Genomic DNA, 14,036 nt, shown 5'->3' on the forward strand with positions numbered 1-14,036 from the left:
ACCGACCGGCCCCGCCAACCGAACGCTCACCAGCGGATCGGCACCGGCACCGCCGTGAGCAGGGCCGAGGCCGCCACCACCAGACCGAGCACCACGACCTCCGCGCGCGCGGGGGAGTAGGCGGTGAGCGGATCCGCCGCACGGCGCAGCCGACGCCGGGCCCACAGCGCGAGGGCGGCGACGACGACCACGAGCAGCACCTTCGCGAGCAGCGTGCGCCCGTACGCGGTCGTCGTCAGCTGGTCCAGGACCGTGCCGGGCGGCATCCGGCGCAGGGTGCTGCACACGCCCGTCGCGGTGATCGCGGCGAGCAGGGCGGCCGCCACGCGCGCGTAGAGGCCCAGCAACGCGGCGCCCTCCCCGGGGGAGGTGTTCCGCCACCGGAGCAGCGTGCGCAGGACGTACAGCAGCCCGCCCGCCCACAGGGCCGCACAGGTCACATGAACGAGCGTCAGGCCCGAACCGACCAGCGGGCTCTGTTCGGTCGTCGGATGGGCACGCAGCGCCTCCGCGACGGCCACTGCGGCCAGCGGCCACACCTGGGTGCCCGGCCGGCGGGACAGGGCGCACAGGCCCAGCACGACGAACGCGTTGACCTCCAGGAGCGCGAGCGCGCCGTCCCTCGACTGGTAGAGCCCGCCGATGTCCATGTCGGACAGCCGGCGCGGCACCAGATTGCCGGTGGCCACCACCGAGGCGAGGCCGAGCGCGGCGACGAAACCGGCGGCGGCCGACGCCGGGGCCCAGCTGGGCGGCGCGTCCTCCCACGGAGCGCCGGGCACCCGACGCGCCAGCCAGGTGACGAACAGTTCGCCTGCCGGCACGCACACCGCCGCGAACAGGACCGTCCGCAGCAGTGCTATCCCGCCCGCCCCCGGCGCGGCGGCCTCGCCCGTGCCGCTCAGCGCGACGGACGGTCCGAGCAGGGGTATCAGCGCGGCCAGCGCCACCAGGGCGAGGAGGGTGACGGAGCGCCGCAGGGCGGCCACGCTCACCCGGGGAGCGCCGGGTTTGCCGGCCGCTTCGCCACCCGTGTCGGCAGTCGGTCGTATCGAACTCACCCCAAGATCTTCACCAGTCGTCCCAGACCGGGGCAAGTCCTGGAAAACAACTGGCGGAACGGCATTCCACCCGCCCCACGGGCATTCCGCCCATTCATACGCGCACGGCCGCCCGGCGACTCAGCCCCGGCCCACGCAATCCGCCGACACGCCGAGACCGCCAGCCGAAACCGCCGCCCGAAGTCGCCATCCGGAGCCGACACGTCGAAGGGGCCGGACAGCACAACGCTGCCCGGCCCCTCAGATGGTGATCGCGGCGGGTGTTACTTCGTCACCGCGTCCAGCGCGTCCGCGGTGCCCCAGCCGTAGAAGCCGTTGCGGTTCTTCGAACCCTCGCAGACCGCGTCGATCTTGCCATCGCCGTCGATGTCGTACGGGTCGGTGCACGGCGTGGCGTCGGCCTCCGCGTACAGCAGCGCCTTCACCAGGGCCGCCGAGGCGTGCGGGTGCGTCGACTTGATCAGGGCCGCGACGCCCGCGACGTGCGGCGACGCCATCGACGTACCGGCCATGTAGCCCCACGAGCCGCCCGGCAGCGGGCCGAGGATCAGGCCGCTGGTGGCGGGCGGGGCCGGGGTCTGGTAGCGCGTCGAGTCGCCGCCGGGGGCCGCGATGTCGATGACGCCCAGGCCGTGGTTGGAGAAGGACGACTTGATGCCCTTGGCGCCGGTCGACGCGACCGTGACGACACCCGGCAGCTGGGTCGGGATGTCGAGGCACTCGGACGGGTCGATGACGCGCTCCGAGGGAGTCGAGTCGTTGGGCGAGACCGGGTCGGTGATCGAGTCCGCGGCGAGGTCGTAGTTCTCGTTGCCCGCCGCCGCGACGTTGACCGTGCCCTTCTTCTCCGCGTACCGCGTCGCCCGGGTGATGGCCTCGACGAGCGCCTTCTGGTCCGGGTCGTTCTTGCAGTTGAAGTACCACGGGTCGGTGTAATAGCTGTTGTTCGTGACGTCCACGCCGTGCTCGGCCGCCCACATGAAGCCGCAGACGACGGCTTCCGTGTAGAAGAAGCCGGCCGTCGTGGAGACCTTGATGCCGGACACCTTCACGCCGGGCGCGACACCGGTGACGCCGATGCCGTTCTTCGCGGCGGCGATCTCGCCCGCCACGTGGGTGCCGTGCGGGCTCTCGGCGGCGCTCGGCCGCCAGGCGCCGTCGGTCGTGTCCGGCTTGCCCGTCACGCAGTTGACCGACGCGTCGCGGTCGAAGTTCGGCGCGATGTCGGGGTGCGTGTCGTCGACACCCGTGTCGATGACGGCGACGGTGACCTTCTTGCTGCCGAGCGTCTTCTCGTGGGCCTTGTCCGCCTTGATGGCGGGCAGGTCCCACTGCAGGGGCTCCAGCGGGTCCTGGCCGGCGACGGCGTCGACGTCGGCGATCTCGTCCGCGCTGAGCGCCTTCGGGGTGCCGACGTCGGTCGTGGACTGCGCGGGCAGCGGCGCCGTACGCGTCGAGCCCGCCGACTCCACGCCGCGCACCTTGCGGACGGTCTTGGCGAAGTCCGGGTTCGAGGAGTGGACGACGATCACGCCGATCCGGTCGTACGACGTCACGATCGTGCCGCCGGCCTTGGTGATGGCCTTCTTCACCTGGGAGGAAACCCCGTGCCCGGAGCGGACGTTGACGACGTAGCTCAGCGGGGTGGCCTCCGCCGAGATCTGCTTCGCCACGTCCGCCGCGCCGTCCGCCGGAGCGGCGGACGCGCTGACGTTCGGCAGGAAGGCCAGAGCCGTGGCCATGGTCATCCCCAGCGGGATGGCTATGAGGCGGCGCGAGCGGGTGGTGGGCGCGGTCATGCTGTCTCCAGTTCGTTTCGCGAAATGCGTGCGGGCCGTGCCGTGCGGGCAGTGCGGGCCGTGCGGGAAATGCCGTGCCGTGCGGGAGGTTCTGGGCCGTGCGGGAGGTTCTGGGCCGGTCCGGCTGGAACTTCCGTGCCGATCCGGCTACTTGACGGCCTTCAGCGCGTTCACGATGCCGAAGCCGTAGAAGCCGTTCACGCGCTTGCCGCCCTCACAGGTGGCGTCCTGCGTGCCGTTGCCGTCCTGGTCGTAGGAGTCCGGGCAGCCCGGGTTGTCCGCCTGGGCCTTCAGCAGCGCCTGCAGCTGGGCCGGACTCGCCCACGGGTGCTCGGACTTGAGCAGCGCGGCGACCCCCGCGGCGTGCGGCGACGCCATCGACGTGCCCTGGAGGAAGCCGTACTGGTTGTTCGGCATCGTGGAGAGGATGCGGCCGTTCTTCGACGGGGTGTCCGGGATCTGGTAGAGCCGGTCACCGCCGGGAGCGGCGACGTCGATGACACCCTTGCCGTACGTCGAGTAGTACGACTTGAGGTTCTGTACGCCGGTCGCGCTCACCGTGACGACACCCGGCAGCTGGGTCGGTACGTCGAAGCACTCGTGCGGGTCGATCGTGCGGGTGACCGGCGTCGAGTCGTCGGGGCTCGACTCGTCCACGATGGCGTCCGAGTCCAGGTCGTGGTTGGAGTTGCCGGCCGACGCGAGGTGCAGGGTGCCCTTCTTCGTGGCGTACTGCTGGGCCCGGTTGACCGCGTCGACGATCGCCCTCTGGTCCGGGTCGTCCATGCAGTTGTAGAGCCACGGGTCCACGTAGTAGCTGTTGTTCGTGATCTCCACGCCGTGGTCGGCGGCGAACACGAAGGCGCAGACGACGCTCTCCGGGTAGAAGAGGCCGTTGTCCGGGTCGCTGACCTTGATGCCGGAGACCTGCACACCGGGCGCGACACCGGCGACGCCGATGCCGTTGCGGGCGGCGGCGATCTCACCGGCGACATGTGTGCCGTGGTAGTCCTCGGCGGTGTACGGCCGCCAGGCGCCCGCACTCGTGTCGGCCACGCCGCCCACACAGTTGGCGGACTGCTTGGCGGAGAAGTTGGGTGCCAGGTCCGGGTGCGTGTCGTCGACACCCGTGTCGATCACGGCGACCGTGACCTTCCTGCTGCCCGGGTTGATCTTCGCGGCCTTGTCGGCGCCTATCGCGCGCAGGTCCCACTGGTCGGCCTCAAGGGGCTCGCTCTCGGGGGTGGCCGCAGCCTTCACCTTGGCGGCCTCGGCGGCCGACAGGTAGTCGGCGGCGCCCTCGTCCGTCGTACCCGCGGCGGTCAGCGGGGTCGTACGCGTGGCACCGGCGGACTGGACGCCGCGCACCGCGCGGAGCCGCGGCCCGAACTCGGTGTTCGCCGAGTGGGCGACTATGACGCCGATCTTGTCATACGTGGCGACGACGGTGCCGCCCGCCTTGACGATCGCCTTCTTCACCGACGCGATCGTGCGGTGGTCGGTCTTCGTGTTGACCACATACGCGAGGTTCGGTCCGTTGGCCGCGGTGGCGGCGGGGGCGGACCCCTGCGGGGCGGCCGAAGCGGCACCCGGCAGGAAACCGAGCGTGGCGGTGAGCGACAGCACGACGGGCACGGCGAGAGCGAGGCGGCGTCTGGAGCGCAGATGAGCCATGGGGTCTCCACATCATCCGGAAAAGGAACCGGCCCGAACACAGGTGGTGCTCGGGCAGGTACATGACGGGGTGGTGCAGGGCGAAGCTATCTCCCGTCATCCCTGGCCAGCAATGACTTACGGGGATGTCTTGTGAAACGCCCGGGCCGAGTTCCGAAAGAAGTGCCCGGGGTTGAACCGCTCCCCGTGCCGCGCCGTGACGTTGAGCAGGGAGCACGAGCACCGTCGAGCCCCCTGTTGGATCACGCCCGGGGGACCTAGCATCGCCACCCGGCCCACGTGATCCACGTCACCGTGAGGTCAGAAACCAGCCATGTCCGAACCCAGTCCGTCCTCCGATCCGGACAGATCCCCGTCCGGCGTCGAACCCGTCCCCGAACCCGCCTCTGAACCCGCACCCGCAACGCGAGGAGACTCCGTGGCCACCGACGCACCACCCCCCTCGAAAGCCGAACCTCATCTCCCGTCCACAGCGGAGTTCGTCGAGGTGCAGGAGAGCGCCGAGTTCGGTGAACTGCGCCGCGCGCACCGCTCCTTCGCCTTCCCGTTGACCATCGGCTTCATCAGCTGGTACCTGCTGTACGTCCTGCTGTCGATCTACGCGGACGACTTCATGGGCACCAAGCTCTTCGGCAACTTCAACGTCGCCTTCGTCCTGGGCCTCGCCCAGTTCCTCACCACGTTCCTCATCGCCTGGTGGTACGAGCGGCACTCCTCGTCCAAGCTCGACCCCAAGGCCGAGGCGATCAAGACCCGGATGGAGGGCGGCGCATGAGCCCCGCGATCAACCAGGTACAGCTCGCGCAGGCGCACCTCGCGGCGGGGGAGGCCAGTGAGCACCGGCCGCTGATCATCTCCCTGTTCGCGGTGTTCGTCGTCGCGACCCTCGTCATCACCGTCTGGGCGGGCCGGCAGACCAAGGACGCCTCCGACTTCTACGCCGGCGGCCGCTCGTTCAGCGCCTTCCAGAACGGCCTCGCCGTCTCCGGCGACTACATGTCCGCCGCCTCGTTCCTCGGCATCGCGGGCGCCATCGCCCTCTTCGGCTACGACGGCTTCCTGTACTCCATCGGCTTCCTCGTCGCCTGGCTGGTGGCGCTGCTCCTGGTCGCCGAACCGCTGCGCAACTCCGGCCGCTACACGATGGGCGACGTCCTCGCCTACCGCATGCGCCAGCGCCCGGTCCGTACCGCGGCGGGCACCTCCACCATCGTCGTGTCGATCTTCTACCTGCTCGCGCAGATGGCGGGCGCGGGCGTCCTGGTCTCGCTGCTGCTCGGCATCACCAGCGACGCCGGCAAGGTCGGCATCGTCGCCCTGGTCGGCGTCCTCATGATCGTGTACGTCACCATCGGCGGCATGAAGGGCACCACCTGGGTCCAGATGGTCAAGGCCGTGCTGCTCATCGGCGGCACCCTGCTCATCACCTTCCTGGTGCTGCTCAAGTTCGACTTCAACGTCTCGGACCTGCTCGGCTCGGCGGCCAAGAACAGCGGCCAGGGCTCGGCGTTCCTGGAGCCCGGCCTGAAGTACGGGCTCACGACCACCTCCAGCATCGACTTCATCTCGCTGGGCATCGCGCTGGTCCTCGGCACCGCGGGCCTGCCGCACATCCTGATCCGCTTCTACACGGTCCCCAACGCCAAGGCCGCCCGTAAGTCCGTGAACTGGGCGATCGGCATCATCGGCGGCTTCTACCTGATGACCATCGCGCTCGGCTTCGGCGCGGCGGCCCTCATCTCGAAACAGGAGATCGTCGAGTCCAACCCGGCGGGCAACACGGCCGCACCCCTGCTCGCCCTGCATCTGGGCGGCGTCGACTCGGCCTGGGGCGCGATCCTGCTCGCCACGATCTCCGCGGTGGCCTTCGCCACGATCCTCGCGGTGGTCGCCGGTCTGACCCTGGCGTCGTCCTCGTCGTTCGCCCACGACATCTACGCGAACGTCATCAGGAAGGGCAAGGCCACCGAGAAGGAGGAGATCAACGCGGCCCGGTACGCCACCATCGGCATCGGTGTCGTCTCCATCGGCCTCGGCGCCCTGGCCCGTGACCTCAACGTCGCCGGCCTGGTGGCCCTCGCCTTCGCGGTCGCCGCCTCCGCCAACCTGCCGACGATCCTCTACAGCCTCTTCTGGAAGCGGTTCACCACCCAGGGCGCGCTGTGGTCGATCTACGGAGGACTCGCCACGGCGGTCGGCCTCGTGCTCTTCTCACCGGTCGTCTCGGGCAAGGCCACCTCGATGTTCCCGGACGTCGACTTCCACTGGTTCCCGCTGGAGAACCCGGGCATCATCTCGATCCCCGTCGGTTTCCTGCTGGGCTTCCTCGGCACCCTGCTGTCCAAGGAGGAGCCGGACGCCGGCAAGTACGCCGAGCTGGAGGTCCGCTCCCTCACCGGAACCGGAGCGCACTGAGTCCAGTACGTACTGACCGTCACGCCGGGCGGCCGCGTCGTAGGGATCTACGACGCGGCCGCGGTGCGTCTCGTGGGATCGGGCCACTCTTTTTGTCGGTCCTGTCACGTAGGCTCGTTCGTATCGGGTCGACTGATCGTTCGAAACGGTCCGGTCGTTCGCAGCAGTCCGGTCGTTCGGAGCTGTCGGTCCGTGTCGCGGTCCGTATCGAGGGAGGGGCCCACGTGCTCATCGACACCTACGGCCGGGTGGCCACCGACCTGCGCGTCTCACTGACCGACCGGTGCAACCTCAGATGTACGTACTGCATGCCCGAGGAGGGCCTGCAGTGGCTGGCCAAGCCCGATCTGCTCACGGACGACGAGATCGTCCGCCTCATCGACCTGGCGGTGACCCGGCTCGGCATCACCGAGGTCCGCTTCACCGGCGGTGAGCCCCTGCTGCGCCCCGGGCTGGTCGGGATCGTCGAGCGCGTGGCCGCGCTCGAACCCCGCCCCCAGATGTCCCTGACGACCAACGGCATCGGCCTCAAGCGCACCGCGACCGCCCTCAAGGCGGCCGGCCTGGACCGTGTCAACGTCTCCCTGGACACCCTGCGCCCGGACGTCTTCAAGACCCTCACCCGCCGCGACCGCCACAAGGACGTCATCGAGGGCCTCGAAGCGGCCCGCGCCGCGGGACTGACCCCGGTCAAGGTCAATTCCGTACTGATGCCCGGACTGAACGAGAACGAGGCGCCCGACCTGCTCGCCTGGGCCGTGGAGAACGACTACGAACTGCGGTTCATCGAGCAGATGCCGCTGGACGCGCAGCACGGCTGGAAGCGCGACGGCATGGTCACCGCCGGTGACATCCTCACCTCGCTGCGCACACGCTTCGAGCTCACGGAGGAAGGGTCGGAGGAGCGGGGCTCGGCGCCTGCCGAGCGTTGGGTGGTGGACGGCGGCCCGCACCGGGTCGGCGTGATCGCCTCGGTCACCCGACCGTTCTGCTCGGCCTGCGACCGTACGAGGCTCACCGCGGACGGCCAGGTCCGCACCTGTCTCTTCGCCCAGGAGGAGACCGATCTGCGCGCGGCGCTCCGCTCGGACGCGCCGGACGAGGAGATCGCCCGGATCTGGCGGCTGGCGATGTGGGGGAAGAAGGCCGGGGCAGGTCTGGACGACCCCTCCTTCGTGCAGCCGGACCGCCCGATGTCGGCGATCGGCGGCTGACCGCCCGGCGCGTCGCCCGGGCTGTCCCTCACCGCTCGGGCGGCTGCTCCGCGGACTCCCACTCCGTCATGAGGACGACGTCCTTCAGGAACCCGCGGACGCTCAGGAACTTCGACAGATGGTCGCGGTGGTCCTCGCACGCGAGCCAGGTCTTGCGGCGTTCCGGCGTGTGCAGTTTCGGGTTGTTCCAGGCGAGCACCCACACGGCGTCGGCCCGGCAGCCCTTGGCGGAGCAGATGGGGGAGGACGGGGACGACGGCTCGGAACCGGGAACGTTCAGGATCACGTCCTCGACACTAGTCGAGTCACGCCGAGTCCAGGACGGGTCCTGGACGGGCCCGAAAAGGCGACGCCGAGCAGCCACGGGGGGAGCTGCCCGGCGTCGGTCTGTCACTCCGACGGGGGATGCGGAGTGCGTACCAAGTATGTCACGGGTAACCCATTGCCCGGCAACGGAACAACATGATTGATCTGAGCTTTTCTTGAGCTTGGCGGGTGTTCGGCATTCCGCTTTTACCGGATTCCCGGTGCTCAGGTCCGCTCGTGCGGCTCGTCCCGCAGCCGTGCTCCGGGATCTGCCGTCAGGTCTTCCACGACGGGTTCCGCGGCCCCGCCGACGCCCGGACCCGCAAGCATCGGACGGGTCGGCGCGGTCACGAAAGTGGACGGCAGTGAAGGCGCGTTCTCACGTCCCGCGTTGGCGATCACCACGGAGACGTAGGGGAGCAGCACGCCGAGTACCAGCGCAACGACGGCGACATGGCGCTCCACGTTCCACAGGGTGGCCGCGAGGACGACGGACACCGTACGCACGGACATCGAGATGATGTACCGGCGCTGTCTGCCCCGTACGTCGTCGGCGAGCCCCTGCCTGGCCCCGGTGATCCGGAAGACCTCGGTCTCGCTCTGCTTCCGCATCACGTTCCACCACCCCGCCTGCATCGGACGCTCCCCGGCCCGTACGGGCAACAACGTTACGCCGCGGCTGCGCCGCCCACGAGGGCGGGTCGGCCCGGGTCCGTGTGGGGACGTCTGCGCCGTACCGCGTATGGCCGTGCCCGACATGCGCCGTACGGCACCCGGGCCGACACTGGGCGTAATGCTCGCGTAGAGCCGTATAGGAGGCAGCCATGGGCTGGTTGTGGGCGATCATCGTGGGATTCGTACTGGGCTTGCTGGCCAAGGCGATCATTCCTGGCAAGCAGCACAGTCCGCTCTGGCTCACCACGATCTTCGGAATCATCGGCGCGATCGTGGGCAACGCGATCGCCCGCGGTATCGGCATCGGCGAGACCAGTGGAGTCGACTGGGGCCGTCATGCCCTGCAGCTGGTGGCCGCGATCGTCATCGTCTTCCTGGGCGACATGCTCTACACAGCAATGAAGGGCAACAAACAAAGAGCCTGACGCAAAGCGAAAGGATTGCGCCGTTCCCCGCGCCCCTATTCGGGGGCGCGGGGAACGGCGCAATCCTTTCGCTTTTCAAAGGGCCCTCTAGGAGGGCGCGACCTCCACCGCGGCAAGCGACTTCTTGCCCCGCCGCAGCACCAGCCACCGCCCGTGCAACAGATCCTCCGCGGCGGGCACCGCGTCCTCGGAGGAGACCTTCACGTTGTTCACGTACGCCCCGCCCTCCTTGACCGCCCGCCGCGCGGCGGACTTGCTGGCCACGAGCCCGACCTCGGCGAACAGGTCGACCACCGGTCCCAGCGAGGACACCCGCACCCGGGGCAGCTCCGACAGCGCCGCACTCAGCGTCGCCGCGTCGAGCTCGGCCAGCTCCCCCTGCCCGAACAGCGCCCGCGAGGCGGCGATCACGGCGGCGGTCTGCCCGGCCCCGTGCACGAGCGTCGTCAGCTCCTCCGCCAGCGCACGCTGCGCCGCCCGGGCCTGCGGACGCTCCTCGGTCAGCTTCTCCAGCTCCTCCAGTTCCGCCTGGGACTTGAAGGACAGGATCCGCATGTACGTCGAGACGTCACGGTCGTCCACGTTCAGCCAGAACTGGTAGAACGCGTACGGCGTCGTCATCTCCGGGTCGAGCCAGATGGCCCCGCCCTCGGTCTTGCCGAACTTGGTGCCGTCCGCCTTGACCATCAGCGGCGTCGCGATGCAGTGCGCCTCGGCGTCCGGCTCCAGCCGGTGGATCAGGTCCAGGCCCGCCGTGAGGTTGCCCCACTGGTCGCTGCCGCCCTGCTGGAGCGTGCAGCCGTACCTCCGGTACAGCTCCAGGAAGTCCATGCCCTGGAGCAGCTGGTAGCTGAACTCCGTGTAGCTGATGCCCTCCTGCGACTCCAGGCGCCGGGCGACCGAGTCCTTGGTGAGCATCTTGTTGACGCGGAAGTGCTTGCCGATGTCCCGCAGGAACTCGATGGCCGACAGACCGGCCGTCCAGTCCAGGTTGTTCACCATGACCGCGGCGTTCTCGCCCTCGAAGGACAGGAACGGCTCGATCTGGGAGCGCAGCCGGCCGACCCAGTTGGCGACCGTCTCCGGGTCGTTGAGCGTGCGCTCCGCCGTCGGGCGCGGGTCGCCGATCTGGCCGGTCGCCCCGCCCACCAGCGCCAGCGGGCGCAGGCCCGCCTGCTGGAGCCGGCGCATGGTGAGGACCTGCACCAGGTGTCCGACGTGCAGCGAGGCCGCGGTGGGGTCGAAGCCGCAATAGAACGTGACGGGACCGTCCGCGAGCGCCTTGCGCAATGCGTTCTCGTCGGTGGACAGGGCGAACAGCCCGCGCCACTTCAGCTCGTCGACGATGTCCGTCACGGTTCTCGCGTCTCCTTGAATGATCTTCGCCAGTCATGATCTTCATGCGGCCATGCCCCCCGGGCGGCCCGCCGGCCGGGCGACAGCCGGCCGTGAGGCCACCCGCAGGGGCCACCCGTCGAGGGTATCCGTCGAGGTTATACGCCCTGGCTGACAGAACTCATATTGAAATCCGGCACCCGCAGCGCCGGCATCGCGGCCCGGGTGAACCAGTCGCTCCACTCGCGCGGCAGCGTCTTCTCGGTCCGCCCCGCCTCGGTGGCCCGCCCCAGCAGCCCCACCGGCGACTCGTTGAACCGGAAGTTGTTCACCTCACCGGTGACCTCGCCGTTCTCCACGAGGTAGACGCCGTCCCGGGTCAGCCCGGTCAGCAGCAGCGTCGCCGGGTCGACCTCGCGGATGTACCAGAGGCAGGTCAGCAGCAGCCCGCGCCCGGTCGCCGCGACCATCTCCTCCAGCGAGGTCTCGTCGCCGCCGTCGAGGATGAGGTTGCCGATACCGGGGGCCACCGGCAGACCGGTCAGGGCCGCGCTGTGCCGGGTGCTCGTCAGGCGCTTCAGCTCGCCCTCGCGGACCCACTCCGTGGCCGTGAGGGGCAGCCCGTTGTCGAAGACGGAGGCGTCGTCCCCGGAGGAGTGCGCGAGGACGAAGGGGGCGCTTTCGAGCCCGGCCTCGTGCGGGTCGCTGCGCAGGGTCAGCGGCAGGTCGGTGAGCCGGTCGCCGACGCGCGTGCCGCCGCCCGGCTTGCTGAACACCGTCCGGCCCTCCGCCGCGTCCCGGGCCGCCGCCGACCACAGCTGATAGATCAGCAGGTCCGCGACCGCCGTGGGCGGCAGCAGCGTCTCGTACCGCCCGGCTGGCAGGTCGATCCGCCGCTCCGCCCAGCCCAGCCGGACCGCCAGCTCGGCGTCGAGCGCCGCCGGGTCGACGTCCTTGAAGTCCCGCGTGGAGCGGCCGGCCCACGCCGAGCGCGTACGGTCCGGGGACTTGGCGTTCAGCTCAAGCGTCCCGTTGGGCTGGTCGTGGCGCAGCCGCAGCCCCGTGGACGTACCGAGGTAGCTGATGACCAGCTCGTGGTTGGCGAAGCCGTACAGCTCACGGCCGCCCGCACGCGCGCGTGCGAACGATTCGCCGAGCGCCGGGGCGAAGTCGGTGAACACGGCCGAGGAGGTCTCGGCGGGCGCGTCCGTGAAGTCGGGGGAGGCGGGCACGCCCTCCACGAGCGGCTGCGCGTCCTCCGCGGGGCCCGCCCCGCGCGCCGCGGCCTCGGCGGCCCGTACCAGCGGCTCCAGCTCGTCCGCGGTCACGGCCGAGCGCGAGACGACCCCGGAGGCGGTGCCCTCGCGGCCGTCGACCGTGGCGACGACGGTCAGCGTGCGCCCGCGCGTGACACCGTTGGTGGTCAGCGCGTTGCCCGCCCAGCGCAGGTTCGCGGTCGACTGCTCGTCGGCGATGACGACACACCCGTCCGCCCGGGACAGGGCGAGGGCGCGCTCGACGATCTCGTGCGGCTTGTTCGTACGAGGACTCATCGACCGGCCTCCTGCGTGGTGTTGAGAATGTTGACGCCCTTGAAGAGGGCCGACGGGCAGCCGTGCGAGACCGCCGCGACCTGGCCCGGCTGGGCCTTGCCGCAGTTGAAGGCGCCGCCCAGGACGTACGTCTGAGGGCCGCCGACGGCCGCCATCGAGCCCCAGAAGTCCGTGGTCGTCGCCTGGTAGGCGACATCCCGCAGCTGGCCCGTGATCTGCCCGTTCTCGATCTTGAAGAACCGCTGGCCGGTGAACTGGAAGTTGTAGCGCTGCATGTCGATCGACCAGGACCGGTCACCGACGACGTAGATCCCGCGGTCCACGCTCCCGATGAGGTCGTCCGTGGACATCCCCGCCGGATCGGGCCGCAGCGACACGTTCGCCATGCGCTGTACGGGCACATGGCCGGGGGAGTCGGCGTACGCGCAGCCGTTGGACCGCTCGAAGCCGGTCAGCTTCGCGATCCTGCGGTCCAGCTGGTAGCCGACGAGCGTGCCGTCCTTCACCAGGTCCCAGGACTGCCCGGCCACGCCCTCGTCGTCGTACCCGATGGTCGCGAGCCCGTGCTCGGCGGTGCGGTCGCCCGTCACGTTCATCAGCTCGGAGCCGTACCGCAGCTTGCCCAGCTGGTCGAAGGTGGCGAACGAGGTCCCGGCGTACGCGGCCTCGTAACCGAGCGCGCGGTCCAGCTCGGTGGCGTGCCCGATGGACTCGTGGATGGTCAGCCACAGGTTGGACGGGTCGACGACCAGGTCGTACACCCCGGCCGTGACGCTCGGCGCCCGCATCTTCTCGGCCAGCAGCTCCGGGATCCGCCCGAGCTCCGCGTCCCAGTCCCAGCCGGTGCCGGTGAGGTACTCCCAGCCGCGCCCGACGGGCGGCGCGATCGTGCGCATCGAGTCGAACTCGCCGCTCGACTCGTCGACGGCCACGGCGGTCAGCTGCGGGTGCAGCCGGACCCGCTGCTGGGTGGTCACCGTGCCCGCCGTGTCCGCGTAGAACTTGTTCTCGTGCACGGTCAGCAGCGAGGCGTCGACATGGCTGACCCCGGCCGCCCCGAGCAGCCGCGCACTCCACTCGGCCAGCAGCCCGGACTTGTCCTCGTCCGGTACGGAGAAGGGGTCGATCTCGTACGAGGAGACCCACGTCTTCTCGGCGTGCACGGGCTCGTCCGCCAGCTCGACCCGCTCGTCGGACCCGGCCGCCTTGATCACCTTCGCCGACAGCTTGGCCATCGCCACGGCCTGAGACGCGACCTTCGCGGCGGCGTCCATCGTCAGGTCGACACCGGAGGCGAACCCCCAGGTGCCGCCGTGCACGACCCGTACCGCGTACCCGAGGTCGGTCGTGTCCGAGGAGCCCGCGGGCTTCGCGTCCCGCAGCCGCCACGACGCGCTGCGCACCCGCTCGAACCGGAAGTCCGCATGGTCGGCGCCCAGCGCCCGCGCCCGCGCGAGCGCCGCGTCGGCCAGGGCCCGTAGCGGCAGTGCCGTGAAGGCTTCGTCGATGGAATGGGGCACGGAGGTCTCCCTTGTTGTCGCCTGTCGGTCCGATCATGTCGCGCGGGCGGGCCCGGCGG

Annotated in this window: 12 protein-coding genes; 4 read left to right on the forward strand and 8 right to left on the reverse strand. The window is 70.1% G+C overall.

What is annotated here, in order from left to right:
* Positions 1–26: 26 nt before the first annotated feature.
* The 3 genes from IE278_RS08790 to IE278_RS08800 all read right to left on the reverse strand — a co-directional run bounded on the left by IE278_RS08790 (position 27) and on the right by IE278_RS08800 (position 4,534).
* Positions 27–1,061 (reverse strand): CopD family protein, encoded by a 1,035-nt coding sequence (locus tag IE278_RS08790; RefSeq protein ID WP_189770427.1) that lies wholly within the window; start codon positions 1,059–1,061, stop codon positions 27–29.
* Positions 1,062–1,324: 263 nt separating this feature from the next.
* A complete protein-coding gene (locus tag IE278_RS08795) occupies positions 1,325–2,860 on the reverse strand; it encodes a S8 family peptidase (protein WP_189770429.1) in 1,536 nt (511 codons plus the stop codon).
* Between the two features lie 147 nt (positions 2,861–3,007).
* On the reverse strand, positions 3,008–4,534 hold the full coding sequence (locus IE278_RS08800) for a S8 family peptidase (protein ID WP_189770431.1): 1,527 nt from the start codon (positions 4,532–4,534) through the stop codon (positions 3,008–3,010).
* A 418-nt stretch (positions 4,535–4,952) separates the two neighbouring features.
* Here IE278_RS08800 and IE278_RS08805 point away from each other — a divergent pair, with 418 nt between their 5' ends.
* From IE278_RS08805 to moaA, 3 genes are all read left to right on the forward strand, one after another.
* Positions 4,953–5,309: a DUF485 domain-containing protein gene (locus IE278_RS08805; RefSeq protein WP_189770433.1), complete on the forward strand. Its 357-nt coding sequence runs from the start codon at positions 4,953–4,955 to the stop codon at positions 5,307–5,309.
* Positions 5,306–6,949, forward strand: a complete 1,644-nt coding sequence (locus IE278_RS08810) for a monocarboxylic acid transporter (protein WP_189770435.1) — start codon at positions 5,306–5,308, stop codon at positions 6,947–6,949. The genes IE278_RS08805 and IE278_RS08810 overlap by 4 nt, the downstream gene beginning before the upstream one ends.
* A 224-nt stretch (positions 6,950–7,173) precedes the next feature.
* Positions 7,174–8,163, forward strand: coding sequence for a GTP 3',8-cyclase MoaA (moaA, locus tag IE278_RS08815; protein ID WP_213089713.1), 990 nt, complete (start codon positions 7,174–7,176; stop codon positions 8,161–8,163).
* 28 nt (positions 8,164–8,191) lie between these two features.
* On the opposite strand, the gene IE278_RS08820 is transcribed toward moaA, so the two are convergent.
* Together IE278_RS08820 and IE278_RS08825 are read right to left on the reverse strand one after the other, a co-directional pair.
* Entirely contained in the window at positions 8,192–8,449 is a 258-nt protein-coding gene (locus IE278_RS08820; RefSeq protein ID WP_189770437.1) for a hypothetical protein, read from the reverse strand.
* A gap of 245 nt (positions 8,450–8,694) precedes the next feature.
* A complete protein-coding gene (locus tag IE278_RS08825; RefSeq protein ID WP_189770439.1) occupies positions 8,695–9,081 on the reverse strand; it encodes a DUF3099 domain-containing protein in 387 nt (128 codons plus the stop codon).
* A gap of 212 nt (positions 9,082–9,293) precedes the next feature.
* Here IE278_RS08825 and IE278_RS08830 point away from each other — a divergent pair, with 212 nt between their 5' ends.
* Positions 9,294–9,569: a GlsB/YeaQ/YmgE family stress response membrane protein gene (locus IE278_RS08830; protein WP_189770441.1), complete on the forward strand. Its 276-nt coding sequence runs from the start codon at positions 9,294–9,296 to the stop codon at positions 9,567–9,569.
* A gap of 87 nt (positions 9,570–9,656) precedes the next feature.
* On the opposite strand, the gene tyrS is transcribed toward IE278_RS08830, so the two are convergent.
* From tyrS to IE278_RS08845, 3 genes are all read right to left on the reverse strand, one after another.
* Positions 9,657–10,925, reverse strand: coding sequence for a tyrosine--tRNA ligase (gene tyrS / locus IE278_RS08835; RefSeq protein WP_189770443.1), 1,269 nt, complete (start codon positions 10,923–10,925; stop codon positions 9,657–9,659).
* Positions 10,926–11,062: 137 nt separating this feature from the next.
* Positions 11,063–12,457 carry a metallopeptidase TldD-related protein gene (locus IE278_RS08840; RefSeq protein WP_189770445.1) on the reverse strand — a complete coding sequence of 465 codons (1,395 nt, stop codon included), beginning with the start codon at positions 12,455–12,457 and terminating at the stop codon, positions 11,063–11,065.
* Entirely contained in the window at positions 12,454–13,977 is a 1,524-nt protein-coding gene (locus IE278_RS08845; protein ID WP_189770448.1) for a TldD/PmbA family protein, read from the reverse strand. The genes IE278_RS08840 and IE278_RS08845 overlap by 4 nt, the downstream gene beginning before the upstream one ends.
* Positions 13,978–14,036 lie beyond the last annotated feature (59 nt).

The organism is Streptomyces tauricus (assembly GCF_014650955.1).
Lineage (GTDB): Bacteria > Actinomycetota > Actinomycetes > Streptomycetales > Streptomycetaceae > Streptomyces > Streptomyces tauricus.